The following is a 16,322-nucleotide window of genomic DNA, read 5'->3' as shown; positions in this document are numbered from 1 at the left end:
CAGCGTTAAGATGAAGGATACAGATTAATCCTAATGCATCAGGGATGGTTCAGATGGCAGTCAAGCGCGCCTATTACGGTAATGATAACGACCTGGACTACTTCGAGCGGGTCTTCCAGTCAGCCAACATCAACTTTCTTATCGGGTCCGGGGCATCGCTTCCGGCGATTTCAGTGCTGGGAAATATCGAAAACGAATTGCAGGAGCTCATCAATAAAGATGATGAAGAAAATTATTTTAATAAAGCTGCAGAATTTTTAGGTACAGTGTGGCGTCCGCATGAATACCTGCTTGGGCGGAAAGGGAAAGTAATAGTCACTCCAGAATTTGAACAGAACATCAGCACCACCCGGGGGAATTACGATAAGTTTATTTCTTCGCTTGAGAAAATACTGACCCGCAGGCGAACCGGGCTCTTGCCAAGACGTATTAATATCTTCACAACGAATTATGACCTGTTCATCGAGGATGCCTCGATAAGGAACAGTAATGTTGTGCTGAATGATGGTTTCAGTAAGCGCGCGGATTTATGGGGGGGATGCTCATTTGATGGCGGGAGTTTTTATCACACAATAAACGCAACAGGCAATCTGTACAATTACAAGGTCGAGCTCCCGACTATTAATCTGATAAAAATGCACGGCTCTTTATCTTGGCTAAATGAAAACAACAAAATCATTTATGAACTCCCGCCTTTTGAACCACTGGCTTTCAAAAATGAAGAAGCGAAAAAGGCCTGGGTACTGTCTCATAAATTAATTTTACCCCGAAAAGAAAAATTTAAAGAAACGCTGTTAGAAAACGTTTATTACGATTTATTGAGAACCTATTCAAACGAGCTGGATAAAGAAGCTACTTTGCTGGCTGTATTTGGTTTTTCCTTTGCAGACGAGCATCTTGAAACGCTCACCAGGAAAGCCCTGCGTAATGCGACGCTCAAGCTGTTAATCTTTGCTTTTAATGAGGCCAGTACCGAGGGGTTCATGGAAAAATTCCGTGATTATTCCAATGTCGAAGTTATTTACCGTCCCGGTGGAAACCTGGATTTCCCGGCAATGAATAACATTATTACCTGCTATCTGGGAGGGGCAAGATGAGCGGACATTTTACCGATGAGGAAGCAGTATTGCGCATCGGCGAAGTCTGCGAGGTCTCCGGACGCGCAGTTACTATTCTGGTGGATAAAAATAAAAATCTCAGCGACCTGTTTTATCAGGGAAAAGTCCTGAGGAACGTGTCAGTAGGCAGCTTCATTGAGATTAAAAAAGGCTTTATGAGCCTGATTGGTAAAGTGGAAGCAGAAAAGATAATCGAGGAAAAGCACCCCTCTGGCAGCGGCAGCGATACCTGGCGATACCGGCGTTACCTGACGGCAACGCTCACGGGATACATTGATCGCGGGGGGAGGTTCACCGGCGGTTCGCGTGAGCTTCCTCTTATCGGCAACGAGGCCTTTGTGGTGACGGAGGAAATGATACAGACCGTTCATCAGATAGCAGACGCAGATGAAACGGTGATGTTATTCACCCGCACGGATCTTGAAGATATCGAGATCGCGCTGCCGGTCAACGGGTTGATTAACTCGCATATTGCCATTTTCGGTAACACCGGCAGCGGAAAATCCAACACGTTGGCCGCAATTTATAAAGCCGGAACGGCTCAGATAAAGCGCATGCTTGGCGAGCGTTATAAAGAAAGATGTAAATTTATCCTATTTGACTTTAACGGAGAATATACCGCTCCGGACTGTATCACAGCTGAGAAGATGGTGTATAATCTGAATACGCATCATGCAAACGGCGATAAGCTTCCTCTTCCCAGAGAGGTATTGCTGGAACATGACATGCTTTCCGTTCTGACCGATGCGACGGATAAAACACAGAAGCCATTTCTGAAACGGGTTATTGATTTTCGCCATAAAGTGATGAGCAGCGAGGATCCACTTCAGTTTATTCGAAATATTCTTAAGAAAAAAGTCAGACAAAATCTCTTTAGTGGTGATAAGGCAAAATGTGATATTGTCAATCAGCTTTTTGGGCCTATTTTTAAAGATGACCAAGAACTGATAGCTGACCTGGAGTTTCATTCCGTTGCCTGTAAGTGGAGATTGATAGGCGGAAACATATTTAATGCTGAAGTCGATACCGAGCGATCGTATATCTTCAGATTGGCTTGCGATTTTCAATTCAAGGTTGATATGATTGAAGATCTTCTTGACTTTATGTATCTCCAGCTAATACAGGAATACTTATCTAACAAGTCTAATCCTGAGCATATATCTCCCGTCATAAACAGAATGAATGCAAACCGGAAAGATATTGCAAAGATATTTGACACGTCGGGAAAACGGGATTTCTGGAACGAGAAGAACTTTTCCGTCGTAAATCTTAACATGGTAAATATAACCATGAAAAAAACATTACCGCTCCTTCTGGCAAAATGGGCTTATAATTTAAAAAAACTATCCTTGATCCCCTCTACCCTCCACCTCATTATTGATGAAGCTCATAATATATTGTCTAACACCTCCTTCCGCGAAACTGAGAGCTGGAAAGACTACCGGCTCGAAACTTTCGAAGAAATAATTAAAGAAGGACGCAAGTTCGGAGTATTTGTCACTATCTCCAGCCAGCGGCCTAATGACATTTCATCCACCATTATTTCACAGGCGCACAACTACTTTATTCATCGTCTCATTAACCAGAACGATCTTTATGCCATCGAAAAGTCCGTCTCATACATAGACCGACTGACAGAAGAGTCCATCCCTACCCTTTCCACAGGGACATGTATATTCAGTGGCATCGTAAGTCCCATGCCGTTGAAACTCAGGGTTGCTGAACTTCCACCAGAACAGAAACCCAGAAGTCATACCATTTCCTTTAAGGATTTGATGGAGCCCGAACCAGAGGCGAATGACGGCGGGGGGCTTAAATTCTGACTGCTGGACAGGCAGTCCCACGCTGACAGGTTTTGCGAAAAGCACTTACGGCGCCATGAATGTCATATTCCTATCCCGGCACGATTACCTCCGGTAAGTTATCTTTCCCGGCCGACTGGGATTGAAAATTGGGGACCTGGCGGCTCCCCCCTAATGATGCACGCACACGCTGATGGCCCCAAAAGCGGCAGTGAGTTGCATAGACACATGAAATTCAGTTAAAACGGACGGCATTCACATAATCATTGCAGGCCTCATCAGGACAGGAACGGGACAGTGGGATTAGTCATTCATGGAACACACGTAGTTGTTGATCATGCCTGTAAAGACTGGCTCGTGACGGAACCGGCAGGTAATCCTACCGAAGAATGGGTGGGGGAATTGAGGATCTGGTCCGTATTCAGAAGACGACTGGCTTCTGCGAAGCTCCAGCGCGATCGCCGGCTGAAAATGCTGGGTGATAACTGCCCTATTATTTATGCTCTCAAAGGCAAGCAGGGATTAACGACCGATCTTGCCAGTATCCTGCACCTCAGCAGGAGCTTTGACGTTATTCTTGACGACATTGCGAACCGGGACACTGACGGTTACGACGCGGTGATCTCAATGCCCTCTTCCCATCCCCTGAGTGCGATGGTCGCAACACGATTTGCGCGTAAATTTTCAGCTCCACACCTGGGAAACGTCTTCAGGAAAATTACGGTGGAGGAAGCACTCACCATGCTGGATCGGGCTGACATTGATGTGGCGGATCATAAGCGTCTCGCTTTCAGGATCGGTAAACAGCTGCAGTCTGCAGGTTTCCACGGTGCATTTTCCCTGAAAGATATTCCCGTCGTGTTCCGGCACGTTTTCACCCCACTCAAAATCAATGCGGGTGCGTTAAGCCTTACTACATTACGTGTACTGCTTGTCGATGACCTCCTGGCAACCGGCACAACCATGGTCACGGCTGCTGAGCTAATCCGGCAGACCATTCCCCGTGCCAGTATCTGCGGTGCCTGTCTGTTCGGATCTGCCGGACGCTGAATAATAAGTTGCTCAAAAAAGAGCAAGGGCGTATATTTATATACAGAGTGTGCTTGAGGCCCCCCGCTCTTTAAATCCAGATGGGTCCCGCGTAGGCACCCGCAGAGGTCGGTTCGTAAAGAACGAGTATCTGCAGATTAGGCAGCGGCTAATCCTTCGGTTATACATTTGTGTATAACTGTCGTAACGAAGGGAGAGCTTTTGCTCTCCCTTTTGCATTTCTAAGAACACATATTTGTCAGCTAACCGTCTTTCAATCAATTTTCGTATTAGCCCAGTAAAGCCTGTGACTTTTTTCCTGTCATGAGGTTGCAATAACCCGGGCAAGAGTAGTCAGCGACTTACGAGCTTTGCGAGTATAAGAGCCCCGGATAAGCTCTTTTCCTTATACCTGATGATCTGCTACATACTTGTTTAGCGCGATCCCCTCTCCCTGACGAACTTCGAAGTAGTAGGTGCATTGCCGAGCCGTAAGTTCGCGAAGGAGTTCATTGATCAGAGCATGATTCGGCCCCTTACCTTTCGATGCACTGACAACGCCAACAGGTGTCGACGTTACCAGCACTACATGATGCGGAGCGTCAAGTTGCAGTACGCCGTCAATGAGTCCCTGAATGATGCAGCGGTTCACCGTAGTGTCGCTGTAATTAAACTTCTGCAGCCTCTTTTCACTACCCTGTTCTGTCAGCACCATAGCCGATCCCTCACGCGTTTGTGCATTGCAGCTGCCGGTGACATAGATAAAAACGCTCTGCATTGTATCCTTCCTCAGTTCTGTCTGTTCTGGCGATGATACGTCACATGTTCCATCTGTTCTTTTCAATTTCCATACTTTAACTAACGGAGAGCTGTTTTCCCGGTTAAACGAGCACAGACAAACTCGGCAGAGCGCCATATTTAAAGCATGCGCTTTTTTCTGGCCAGCCCCGGAAACGGGTTGCCAGTACGCTTCCCGGCCGCAGACAAAAACCACCTTACGGGTTCTGAAGCAGATGCATGTGTGCTGGCGGGTATGGCATGAACTTACGACGACTGGATGAATGCGGATAAGTTAAGGCGCTGGTAAGTATTACCTGATGTGTGCTGAAGGGAATAAGAGGAGCTTAAAATCGCATTACGATGTGCGCTGTGGGGGAAACCCAGCTTTCGGATACTCTGAGTGTGCACTGGTGGGTAAGAGCCTGTATTAAGATGTGTGCTGGCGGGTAGTACTCTCATGAAAATGTGTGCTGGCGGGAAGTCAAAGGTGTATTACCTCGCAGCACACATTCCTTGCGGGACTGAAACAAAAGATAAGCCGTTCCAGACATAGCTTTTGATGCTGTTAATGCCTTCATCCCGCCAGCGCACATATCATCGGCACCGGATTCCTGTCAGCACACATTTATAAGCCTGGTGGCTTGAGCTTGGGGTTCCGCTTGTGAATGATTAAGTAATTCTCACGTTCTTTTCTCACCAGTGAAAATTCCAGGTAACCAATCTTTTGAAGCTGTTCAAGCGCTTTTTTGATTGTGCGGTTTTGTTCACTTACTGAGCTGGCGAGGGAAAGACGCTCGCGCAGGCGTGAAAAACCCACGGGAACAGGATTGGCGGGGAGGCTTTCAATAAAGGTATAGATCGCCTGAGCAGCTTCCTTTTTAGGAAGGGCTTTAATCGCGTGCTGCTGCAGCAGTACACGATAGTCCAGTTGAAAGAGCTCCCACAGTTTTTCGTCTGCTTCAAGCTGAACTATGTCTTTATCTGCATCAAAATAACCGGTTTTAAGCAGGCCAGTCTGATAACTACCGCGTACATCAGCACCGCGCTTAAACGAAACAGACTTGTTACGCAGCTTGCCTAAAGATTCATGGATTGAGCTACGCAGGCGGGCATCGATACGCTTGGAAGCGAAACCGCAGCCTTTAGCGAATTCAGTAAATTTTAATTCGATCTTGTTGGAGTTCAGCCCGTATTTGCTGAAAGCATAGATAACGCCGATCCATACTTTGAAGTCACAGTCCATATCGAGGCGCGGCCCGGAGATATTGATATTGTCATACCCCTCGGCTTTCGCTATCTCCAGCTGAGAAAACAGCTCAGATGCATCTACGATATTATTTTCGCCCTGTGATTTTGATGGCTTTGGGACAAAAACGCCAAGCCGCATCAGAGCAACAGGCTGAACGGTATTATTGGAATTAACGGTGAGTTGTTTTTCCTTTGTGATCATATCGCTGTACAGCGCGTCAGAAATAAATGACTTATCCGTCATAGAGTTATCTCACAGTTTAATCGTCAGTATGAAATGTGAATTAAATAGGTTTCTGTCCCGCCAGCACACACGATACATCCCTCCAGCGCACATTACCATCCCACCAGCGCACATTAAATTCCCGCCAGCACACATACTCTTCCCGTCAGCACACATCGTGATCAGGCCCTAGGCCAGACGTGGCGTGGCCTGCGAGCTACCGGGATCTTTCTGGTACTATTAGGATCTGATTGGATGATCTATTGGATCGAGACTGTGGATTTGTGGATAAATGCAATTTAGGCAGCAGTCAGGCTGCATGAAGCAACTAACGCGCCTGCGGCTTGTTCAACGGCTCAGAGAACCACAAAAATTTGCGGCTCTCTGAGCCGTTCCCGTAAAACCCCAGCAAGGCTTTCAAATGTTATTTAATTGTGGAGTAACAAATGGCATTTCAGAACCCGGCACAGAACTTTGCTGAACAGCGGCTCAGCCTGGGCGATCTGGTCACGCTGTCTCCTCATTCCACTTTTCTGGTACGTAGCGACAACAGTTATCCGGAGGCAGGAATTATGCAGGGCTCAGTTCTGGCCATCGATCGCGCGATCATCCCTCAACACAGGCACATCATTGTCGCTGAAGTAGAAGGCGAATTAGTACTGCGCAGGCTCCTTATAACCCCTGTACCAGCGCTGCAAGAGCTTAGAGGCGAAGAGACCATTACTTTACTCGATGAAAGTCAGGAGCTGCCTGTTTGGGGCGTTGTAGCCTATGCACTTACAGATGTCGCAGGACTGGGTTTCAATCATCCGCCAGGTGAAAGACCCAGATAAGCTATGGTGTGTATAAGCTGTAATGAGCGAGATCAGCCGGAGTTTAAAAATGTTCGCACTGGCCGATGCCAATAATTTCTATGCGTCCTGCGAAACGGTGTTTCGACCCGATTTGCGAGGTAAACCCATATGCGTAGTGTCAAACAATGATGGCTGCGTGATTGCCCGTTCTGCAGAAGCCAAGCGCATGGGTATTAAAATGGGTGCTCCGCTTTTCAAAAATGAGCGTTACTTTCAGGAGAACGGCGTTCATATCTTCAGCTCTAACTATGCCCTATATGGCGATATGTCCGCCAGAATGATGGCTATCTTAGGTGAAATGGCGCCTGGGCAGGAAATTTATTCGATAGATGAGTCATTTCTAGATGTCAGCGGCATAGCTGCATATATGCCGCTGGAGCAATTTGGCCGGCAGATGCGCGACCGGATAAAGAAAGAGATTGGACTGACCATCGGTATAGGATTTGGTCCATCCAAGACGCTGGCCAAACTAGCTAATTTTGCTGCTAAAAAATGGACCCGGACGAATGGCATTGTTGATCTTTCTAGCCCTGTCCGGCAGCGCAAGCTGCTGGCGCTGGTTAGTGTAGATGATGTATGGGGCATTGGTAGCAGACTCAGCAAACGACTCCATGCCATGAATATCAGTACGGCACTGCAGCTTGCTGACAGTAATATCAGCGTCATCCGCAAAAGCTTCGACGTGATAGTAGAACGTACAGTGCGCGAGCTTAACGGCGAATCCTGTCTGGCGCTGGAAGATGCGCCGCCGCCGGCCAAGCAGCAGATAGTGGTAAGCCGCAGTTTCGGGCAGCGCGTCACAAGCATTGACGAGCTACAGCAGGCTGTTGTTACGTATGCCACTCGCGCGGCAGAAAAACTGCGTGAGCAAAGTTCTAAATGCCGACACATCAGTGTCTCGGTAGCAACTGGCAGATACGGAAACGAGCCCCAGTATGCTAATGCAGCAGCAATGGTTTGCGAATATCCCACCAGCGATACCCGGGATATTATCGGCTTTGCCCTGCAGGCCCTTAAGCGTATATGGCGTGACGAATACCGCTATGCAAAAGCCGGTGTCACTTTAAGTGATTTTTATCAGTCGGGCGTGGCCCAGCTTGATATGTTCAGCCAGCAGCTGCCCCGAGCTAATGCTGATGCACTTATGTCTGCTGTGGATCAAATTAACAGGTCCGGGCTGGGTAAAGTCTGGTTCGCAGGTCAGGGCACGGATAATGCCTGGCAAATGAAACGTGAAATGCTGTCTCCACGCTATACAACCTGTCTTGCTGAAATAATGACCTTAAAATAACGTTTGTTGTTTTTTGGTTGATCGGCAGACAAAAGCAATATATGACCCAATTGGGCCTCAATGGGCTCACTTTCAACGCTCTTTGTTCCTTTTTTATCCTTGTCTGAATGGTTCTAAGTACATCATATTCCTTAGTAACTTAACAGGTTATTAGCTTGTTAATATGTTAATTACTTCATTGTGGACGCACTATATTTTCAGGCACCATCATGATAGGTATAAACTGAAAGATTAGTTTTAATATTTGAGATATATCAATACTTTGTGTTGAATTAATAAGCAGGCGTTTACAGGCATATTGACTAGCCAAAACGAGCAAAATAATAGTTAACACATCTTAATATCTTACTAAGATACTAAGATACTAAGATACTAAGATGGTGTGTTTTGTAATAGTTATTGCAGCTTGGCCTTCTGAATAAGTTCAGATCTCTCATGCTGGTTAAGACTCTCGAAGGCCATAACTGCTGCCCGAACCACATCTGAACGATTTACACGATGACCTGTATTGTTCATTTCATCACGGATGCAGTTATCAATCGATTTCAGGTTTGTGTCTGCGAAAGAAATACTTACCGGCTTAGCTTTGGATTTAACTGTGCTGACTTTTTCCGGCACGGCATTGAGGCCAGCCGTACCACCATTGATAAATGCATTTTCATCTTTTGGTGGAGTATTTGCTCGATTTCTCACAGGATCACCTCTTTTACCAGAGCTGCTACTTCTTCGCGAGCTTTATCATTCTGGGTTTCGAATATTGTTAAAGATTCTGCCCAAGCGTCCCTGTGAGCTTTACGATCGCAGATTCGCGACTGAGCCAGTTGCATCTGTGGATAGTCAGCAAGTACTTCTGCAGCCTGATGAGCTTCATTCACAAACATGTTAGTCGGAGCCATGTTCAGAACCAGGTACCCTTTAACATTTTCATTAAAGTCTTTGGCTGCGGTAAAAACTTCACAGGTATGAGGCACAACGTCCAAATCCATTTGTGAGGGGCGCAGAGGAGAGATAAAGACATCTGCTGACATCAAACCGCTGCGCATTTCAGCACTGTCTCGTCCGGCGCAGTCGGCAATGACATAATCATAGGATTTCGCATGCTCTTTGAGCATTGCCTTGATGTTACCTGTCGCGCCTGTCACTGGAATGTGAGGTAAAGATTCAGGTCGGTTGTTGTACCAGGTAAGCACCGATTTTTGGTCATCGGCATCGACAATGATGACCGATTTACCGGTTGATTTCAGACAGGCAGCAATCGAAACCGCTAGTGTGCTTTTACCTACACCGCCTTTCTGACTACCCAAAACGATGATCATAACAACCTCGCTAGTTAATAAGTTATCCCCTTATGATAATAGCAATATGTTATCTTAACAAGATAATTTTTATTGTTTAACTGTCTGTTTAATGAGGGGTTGATAACATATTAATTTGTTATGTTATTGCTTTTTTGACTGCGTGATACTGGAAGCAATACTTTACTTTAACATGCAGGTCGTTGTCTGAATGGCTTTTGCTTCTTTCTATCAATAGATATCTTCCGGTGATGAATGGAGGTCTGAAGCAACCTGAAACCCGCAAGAAGACAATCAATTCTGATAATGTGAAATCCAGAACCTGTGTATGAGTTGAAATATTAAGATAATATCTTATTAACTTGTTGGGTATAATTCAGCTGAATCTGCAAGCCTTTCTTATTAAGATAATATCTTGTTAATTTATCAATTCAACTTGTTGTCAACTCTCATGAGTGCTCAGCAAACGGTGGCTATCGGTATGTCATCCCAGCTCGTAGTCCAGGCAGGGGAAAGTAGCTCCCGCTTCATCTTCCAGTCCGGATCGATACCTTTACCTGCAAAGCCGATGCTGTAACGCCCGGAGCGGTTCATTGAATCCATCAGACTCATGAGCGCCTCACTGCCGGCGCGCGGCACTTCATCGTCAAACAGATTGAGCTGGGCCACACCGTTCGGACGAAGCTCGCTCAGCATGATGCCGGCTTTCGCATAGCGATAGCCCGGGCGCCAGATGGTATCCAGTGATTTCACTGCTGCCTCGATGATGTTCCGCGTGTCCTGCGTGCCAACGCGCAGCTTCACAAACGCCGTGTTGCCGTAGCCTGGCTGTCCGGTGTCGAAAGGTGAGGTGCGGATAAACACAGAGATGTGGTGGCAGAACTGCCTGTCCTCGCGAAGCTTTTCTGCAACGCGTTCGGCATACGCGCAGACCGACTGTCGCATGGCGTCGTATTCCGTGATGCGCTCGCCGAAGCTGCGGCTTACGACTATCTGCTGTTTGGGCGGGGGCGCATCCTCCATCGGGATGCAGGATTCGCCGTTAAGCTCACGTACCGTGCGCTCCAGTACCACCCCGAAATTCTTGCGGATGAAAGAAGGGGAGGCGCGTGCCAGATCGAGCGCCGTTGTCACGCCGAGCAGCTGCAGGCGTTTTTCAAGCCTGGAACCCACGCCCCAGAGTTCACCTACGGGCTGACGAGACAGCAGCTTTTCGGTCCGCCCCGGATTGCCTGGCGTGAGCGCCAGCACCCCACCAAACTGGGGCCATTCCTTACCGGCCCACTGTGCTGACTTCGCCAGGGTCTTCGTTGGCCCAAGCCCGACGCCGACCGTCAGGCCTGTGCAGGTCCTGACGTGCGCCCGGATCATGCGGCCAAAGTCCTCATATGGCATAGCCATTTCCATACCCGTGCAGTCACAGAACCCTTCGTCAACCGAATACACCTCCAGCCGGGGCACCATCTCCTCGATGCAGGACATTACCCGCGTGCTCATCGAGTGGTATAAGGCATAATTGCTTGAAAATATATGTATTTTCTCAGGGAAGTGCTGATTCTTTATCTTGAACCACGGATCGCCCATTTTCACGTATTTTTTGGCTTCCTTACTGCGCGCGATAACGCAGCCGTCGTTGTTCGACAGGATGGCCACCGGCGCATTTTTCAGGTCGGGCCGGAATACCTTCTCCGCGCTGGCGTAAAAGCTGTTCACGTCAATCAGGCCAAACATGTCAGTTCCTTTTGCGAGGGGTATGCACGAAGTGCACCACTACGCCGAAGATCTCAAGCGTGTCCGGGTCCGGAATAATAACGGGATAAGCGGGATTCATGGGCTGCAGAACGGGTCCCTTCGGCGTAAGCAAAAGGCGCTTCACCGTGAATTCGCCATAAAGCTCGGCGATAACCACGTCATTGTGCTCCGGCGTCAGGGAGCGATCGACAATAAGCAGGTCGCCGTCATACAGGCCAATGTCCTGCATGCTGTTGCCCTGCGCGCGCAGGAAAAAGGTGCTTGCCCGGTGGGCTATAAGATATTCGTTGAGATCGAGCTCCTGCTCCGCATAGTCCTGACAGGGTGAGGGAAACCCGCAGGGCACACGTTCCAGGAAAAGAGGCCTGAAGCTGGGCGGCGGATTGTCCGCCGGGTGCATCAACTCAAAGGCGTTAAACATAGCGAAAATCCCTGTTAAAGCGCTGTATGTATTTACAGTATTATTAGCTGGCTTCCTGTTACGCGCAAGAAGTCGCTTGATCCTCACCGTCGGGAAGAAAACACAGCCATTGATTTATAAAGATTTACAGCGAAACGACAGCTCATAAATTAACCGTTTGTTTGCATGCACCATCGGCAAAGGGCTGCAAATGTTTATCCACAGCTTTGCGCGCGGGATGTGCAGGGAAGATGTGGATAAGGGCCCCCTTCGGCTCCCCTGATCGGGTCGTCAGCCCCATTCAGCTAACCGGCAGAGCCAGCAAGCTTCACCGGACCGCGCCACGCGTTCCGGGCCTGTCGGCTGGGGTCTGAGGGCTAAAGGCAAGGCGTGCTGGCGGTCATCTGAAAAGATCATTGCAGGGTTTTTAAGCGAAGCCTGATGTGTATGATTACTGTTCATTTTCAGGGAGCTGTCGCATAAGGAGTATGTCTTGAAACCCTTCCAATCCGCTTTTCTCATTCTCATCTGTATTTGCCCGTCGCGCGTGCGCCGGGAGGCTGCCGGCTGAACTGTTGCCGGCAGTGCCGCATAAAACCCGGACCAGACACATACACGGCAGGGCAAGGGCTGCAGCCAGCCCACAGGCTGGCGCGAACCGCGACGGCCTGAATCCGCCGTCGCTCTGAGGCGCAACGCCGTTTCGCTGCCGCTCAGCCGCCGTTGCCGCTGCATCGTGCTGTGCTTTTCCGCCGGGCTTCACCGGTTTAAGTCCTTTCGCCGGGGCTGAGACAAGCACAGGCGCCGTGGTCCTCCAGGGTGAAGTGAACGCCGGGAAAATTTATTTCCGGCCACTGCGTCAGACCAGAAATAAATTTCCCCGTCGCCCTGGACGCCTGCCGTCACCCGCGCTGGTTTACGCCCTCGCGGCGAAGGATCTCAAACGGGTGAAGTGAATACCGGAGGAAAAAACCAGCCGATTTCCACAAAACGTCAACACCGCGGCTCCCGAAACTCAACGGGTGACGTGTTTAAACCCCCAACTGCATGAGGAGAACGAACATGGCTTCACGAGGCGTCAATAAGGTCATCCTGGTCGGCAATCTGGGACAGGACCCGGAGGTGCGCTACATGCCAAACGGCGGCGCGGTCGCAAACATCATGCTGGCGACGTCGGAAAGCTGGTGCGACAGGCAGACCGGTGAGAACAAAGAAATCACGGAGTGGCACCGCGTGGTGCTGTTTGGAAAGCTGGCAGAGGTGGCGGGGGAGTACCTGCGCAAGGGCTCACAGGTTTACATCGAGGGCCAGCTGCGCACGCGTAAATGGCAGGGCTCGGATGGACAGGACAAGTACACCACCGAAGTCGTGGTGAACGTTGGCGGCACCATGCAGATGCTGGGCGGGCGCGGCAATGGCGCCGGCGGGCAGACCGGACAGCAGTTCAGCGGGCAGCAAAACGCTCAGCCGGCACAGCCAGCTGCAGGTAACGGCGGCAAAGGCGGTAAGGCAGGTAAGGGAAGTCGCGGCGCGGCTCAGCCGCAGCCGGAACCCCAGGCTCCGCCGCAGGGTAATTATCCGCCAGCAGATTTTGACGACGACATCCCGTTCTGAATGACGCGGCTTTGCTTACGCGAGGCTGCGACAGAGGTGAAAACAGAAGGTAAATGAAGCTGGAAGGCGGCCGGAACGGCCGGGATGGTTGCCCTGGCGGAGCTGGCACTCCGCGCAGGGCATGACAATCAAATTATGAGGAATCCGATATGTCAGCGACTCAGTCTAAAGAAAAAATTCGTCACGGCAAGACCCCCGCGTATTACGGCCGCCGGCGCGGCGGCTACCGCAGCTGCTGCGGCAGCGAGCTGACCCGCGATGAGAGCGTGACACTGCAACGTCTTAAGGCATTCACGCCGGGCGACTTTGAGGCCTACAGCGCGCGCGGCGAGGAGTTTCGCCGGCGCCTGTGCGGGACCGTACTGAACGCCCTGCAGCTCAGCAAAGCCTGGCTTACCGACTGCGAGTGCCGGGGAGAGTGGGGCGGGGTGTTCCCGGTTCATCTCCGCCTGACGCACCGAAAAAATCCGCTCGTCACGCTCGACATCCTGAGCCCGGGCAGCGAGTCGCCGTTCTGGCACGGGCTTATCTGGATAAATCCCGATCACACCGGGCTGTACGTTCTGAATACCGAACAGTTTGAGCCGGAAACCATCGGCCGGCTGCTGACGCGTATTGAAGAGATGGTGTCAGCAGGCATTACGCCAGCGGAAATCGTGGCGGTACTGGGCCGAAAGGGAGGGCGCGCATGAACACGATCATGATGATGCCGGCAGCGACGCCACGTTTTTATGTGCAGCGGCAGAGGGCCTGCAGGCTGCACAACATAGCTTCATGCTCTGCAGTGATTTCAGCACCGGTAGCGAGGGAACAAACAAAGATCAGGGCGTATCCTCGGGTGCCCACGTTGCAGAACCTGACTGATATTATCGGGCGGTCCGCTCCGGCAGCGTCAGAACGAACGCCCCAGGCGATGATGTACATAGCTGAGGCGCAGGAAAAGCTTATCTGTGAGGCCGAAACTGCACTGGCCAGCCAGTCTGTTCGCACATACCGGCGGTGGTACTCGTACTGGCGGCGTCGGGGCGTACAGGTGAACGACCTGCTGGATATGACGTGGGTATGGCGCCAGCGTGCCCGGACTGAATGACGAGAGACAAAATACTCTAACCGGTCAGACCTGTTAATGTTTCAGATCGTGGCGCCGATAGTATTCAGGTCCTTCACCAGGGATAAACATTGATGGCAAATTCGTTTAGACGATGCTTCGCGGCATCGTCTTTTTTTTATCTTTCAAAAAGAACCCGCCGTAGCGGGTTTTAAATACACACGTCTGTTCCCGGGGACGGGATGAGGGAGAAAAGAATATTGTCTCCCTGTGAGGGTCGGCGACATCTTAGTCGGATTAATGTTTTGTGTCCTGAGCTAAATCCATCTGAAGAGACAAATGAGATAAATACGCACGGCCTGTGATGCTCAGCATGGATCTGATAGCAGTGCGCCAAGAAAAACTCCGCTGGCGTTAAATCGCATTCGGGGAAATCCGCCTGTACCGGAGTTTTACCGAATGGCGCAGCCAGTTAATCGGCGCGGCCTGCCCCGGCGCTGAGGGCCGGACTACTATATCTGGTATGGTTCCAAGCTGAGAAAGGCACAACATATAGTATTGCGCGCCGCAGCGTGTGCAGTTCGGTCTTATGGGCGTTTTACCGAATGCCGCAAAAAAGACGTAAAAAAACCGCCTGGCGGCGGCTTACCGGACGGTTCAGAACCAAAACACATTAAGTTAAGCTGGGTGTAATCCGGCAAAAAATTTCTGAGGCAATATGAACAAACCGCGCAGGAACAGAACCAAAACCGTACAGTTCACATTTAAACAACATTACCTAGGCCGACAGTTCCTGAAACTATTTTCAAAGGATGCAAATAAAGTTTATGTGAAAATAGTAGATAAGAATGGGGTGGTAAAACAAAAATCAGTTAACGACCAAGTTTTTTATTCCAAAAAAGTATGGGATGAATCCACAGAAGCACTTATGAAAGGCATAGAGGATGCTTTCAAAAAAGAAATCGATAAAGCATTAAATAGTAATACAGATTTCAACTTTGGAAAAATAACGGATTATTACCTGATGTGGAACATCAGGGGGAGGTTAGCCAATGATCGCCCAGAGAGCGTCAATTTTCGTATAATTGGAAGCAGGTTATCCTTTAAGGAACAAGATACATTAGAGCAGAAAGGGTATTATTTCATGAAGCCAGATGGAACTATGCATGATGATATGTTTCGTGGCTTAACGTTCAAAATGGAATTGAATAAATTAAATATTATATTTAAGGATAGGACGTGGGGTTTAGTTAAATCGCCGAAAGAGAACTTTATCCTGCCTGACTTCTGGAACGTTAATCTCTGGGAAAAAGAGCTGACTTGGATAATTCCAATTACAAGAAACATGGCATTTGTGGCTGAACACGAAAACGGGGTAGTAACGCAACAAAACGCTTCCCGTATTAATGATTTTTCAATGACTCACTGTAATAAATTTTGTGTTATATATTCATAAAGTGAAAGCTGAAAGAATCAGGTAATCCATCTGTGTAATACATCTGCATTACACAGGTGTATGTTAAAATTATTTTGTATCCGTTATCCCTGTCAGGTATCTCACAAGCAGAAAATCATCAGGTGCTTCAACATTCAGGTAGCCGTCACTTTCCCTATAGCACAGAGCAGTTCTGTCATGCCGCAGCGTGTTAGGTGGTAATGGGTGATCGGCAAAAGGATTATGCAAAACATAAAGACCATCAAGAAGATGCTCGTGATAAGTGCTTTTTAGCGCTGTATGCACCTTTGGATAAAGAGACTCCGGGTCTGGAGTGAAGGGGTAATGACTCCAACTTATTGATAGTGTTTTATGTTCAGATAATGCCCGATGACTTTGTCATGCAGCTCCACCGATTTTGAGAACGACAGCG

The 16,322-nt window shown here is 49.1% G+C and carries 15 protein-coding genes; 8 read left to right on the top strand and 7 right to left on the bottom strand.

Going from position 1 to position 16,322, the window contains the following annotated elements:
* Nucleotides 1-53 precede the first annotated feature (53 nt).
* From EKL29_RS19720 to EKL29_RS19710, 3 genes are all read left to right on the top strand, one after another.
* The gene (locus EKL29_RS19720; RefSeq protein ID WP_048785789.1) at nt 54-1,097 is read left to right on the top strand and encodes an SIR2 family protein; all 1,044 of its coding nucleotides are present in this window, start codon (nt 54-56) and stop codon (nt 1,095-1,097) included.
* Entirely contained in the window at nt 1,094-2,941 is a 1,848-nt protein-coding gene (locus EKL29_RS19715) for an ATP-binding protein (RefSeq protein ID WP_048785780.1), read from the top strand. The genes EKL29_RS19720 and EKL29_RS19715 overlap by 4 nt, the downstream gene beginning before the upstream one ends.
* A 372-nt stretch (nt 2,942-3,313) precedes the next feature.
* A complete protein-coding gene (locus tag EKL29_RS19710) occupies nt 3,314-3,970 on the top strand; it encodes a hypothetical protein (protein ID WP_082170603.1) in 657 nt (218 codons plus the stop codon).
* Nucleotides 3,971-4,355: 385 nt separating this feature from the next.
* Here the strand turns inward: EKL29_RS19710 and EKL29_RS19705 are convergent, their stop codons facing one another.
* Both EKL29_RS19705 and EKL29_RS19700 read right to left on the bottom strand, forming a co-directional pair.
* Nucleotides 4,356-4,727 carry a hypothetical protein gene (locus tag EKL29_RS19705; protein WP_084884216.1) on the bottom strand — a complete coding sequence of 124 codons (372 nt, stop codon included), beginning with the start codon at nt 4,725-4,727 and terminating at the stop codon, nt 4,356-4,358.
* A gap of 627 nt (nt 4,728-5,354) precedes the next feature.
* Nucleotides 5,355-6,221, bottom strand: a complete 867-nt coding sequence (locus EKL29_RS19700) for a RepB family plasmid replication initiator protein (RefSeq protein ID WP_048785784.1) — start codon at nt 6,219-6,221, stop codon at nt 5,355-5,357.
* A 425-nt stretch (nt 6,222-6,646) separates the two neighbouring features.
* Between EKL29_RS19700 and EKL29_RS19695 the strand changes: the two genes are divergently transcribed.
* Complete coding sequence (locus EKL29_RS19695; RefSeq protein ID WP_048785787.1) at nt 6,647-7,033, top strand: peptidase; 387 nt, start codon at nt 6,647-6,649, stop codon at nt 7,031-7,033.
* Nucleotides 7,034-7,082: 49 nt separating this feature from the next.
* The gene (gene umuC / locus EKL29_RS19690) at nt 7,083-8,345 is read left to right on the top strand and encodes a translesion error-prone DNA polymerase V subunit UmuC (RefSeq protein WP_084884219.1); all 1,263 of its coding nucleotides are present in this window, start codon (nt 7,083-7,085) and stop codon (nt 8,343-8,345) included.
* A 396-nt stretch (nt 8,346-8,741) separates the two neighbouring features.
* On the opposite strand, the gene EKL29_RS19685 is transcribed toward umuC (EKL29_RS19690), so the two are convergent.
* The 4 genes from EKL29_RS19685 to umuD form a co-directional block, all read right to left on the bottom strand.
* The gene (locus EKL29_RS19685; protein ID WP_075203199.1) at nt 8,742-9,038 is read right to left on the bottom strand and encodes a hypothetical protein; all 297 of its coding nucleotides are present in this window, start codon (nt 9,036-9,038) and stop codon (nt 8,742-8,744) included.
* Complete coding sequence (locus tag EKL29_RS19680; RefSeq protein WP_040126210.1) at nt 9,035-9,661, bottom strand: ParA family plasmid-partitioning AAA ATPase; 627 nt, start codon at nt 9,659-9,661, stop codon at nt 9,035-9,037. Before EKL29_RS19680 ends, EKL29_RS19685 begins: the two co-directional genes overlap by 4 nt.
* Nucleotides 9,662-10,099: 438 nt before the next feature.
* Nucleotides 10,100-11,371: a translesion error-prone DNA polymerase V subunit UmuC gene (umuC, locus tag EKL29_RS19675; protein WP_084884221.1), complete on the bottom strand. Its 1,272-nt coding sequence runs from the start codon at nt 11,369-11,371 to the stop codon at nt 10,100-10,102.
* Nucleotide 11,372: 1 nt separating this feature from the next.
* Nucleotides 11,373-11,813 carry a translesion error-prone DNA polymerase V autoproteolytic subunit gene (gene umuD / locus EKL29_RS19670; RefSeq protein ID WP_071199882.1) on the bottom strand — a complete coding sequence of 147 codons (441 nt, stop codon included), beginning with the start codon at nt 11,811-11,813 and terminating at the stop codon, nt 11,373-11,375.
* A 1,041-nt stretch (nt 11,814-12,854) separates the two neighbouring features.
* Here umuD and EKL29_RS19660 point away from each other — a divergent pair.
* The 3 genes from EKL29_RS19660 to EKL29_RS19650 all read left to right on the top strand — a co-directional run bounded on the left by EKL29_RS19660 (nt 12,855) and on the right by EKL29_RS19650 (nt 15,910).
* Nucleotides 12,855-13,406: a single-stranded DNA-binding protein gene (locus EKL29_RS19660; RefSeq protein WP_084884223.1), complete on the top strand. Its 552-nt coding sequence runs from the start codon at nt 12,855-12,857 to the stop codon at nt 13,404-13,406.
* A 149-nt stretch (nt 13,407-13,555) separates the two neighbouring features.
* Nucleotides 13,556-14,098: a conjugation system SOS inhibitor PsiB family protein gene (locus tag EKL29_RS19655; protein WP_084884226.1), complete on the top strand. Its 543-nt coding sequence runs from the start codon at nt 13,556-13,558 to the stop codon at nt 14,096-14,098.
* A 1,074-nt stretch (nt 14,099-15,172) separates the two neighbouring features.
* Nucleotides 15,173-15,910 (top strand): hypothetical protein, encoded by a 738-nt coding sequence (locus tag EKL29_RS19650; RefSeq protein ID WP_048784224.1) that lies wholly within the window; start codon nt 15,173-15,175, stop codon nt 15,908-15,910.
* A 335-nt stretch (nt 15,911-16,245) separates the two neighbouring features.
* Here EKL29_RS19650 and EKL29_RS19645 read toward each other — a convergent pair.
* A partial coding sequence (locus EKL29_RS19645; RefSeq protein WP_033802282.1) for an IS1 family transposase occupies nt 16,246-16,322 on the bottom strand: 77 nt, incomplete at its 5' end.

The sequence above is a fragment of the Pantoea sp. YU22 genome (genome assembly GCF_003970755.1).
GTDB classification, from domain to species: Bacteria; Pseudomonadota; Gammaproteobacteria; order Enterobacterales; family Enterobacteriaceae; genus Pantoea; species Pantoea piersonii.
This window is presented reverse-complemented; position numbering and strand designations above follow the sequence as displayed.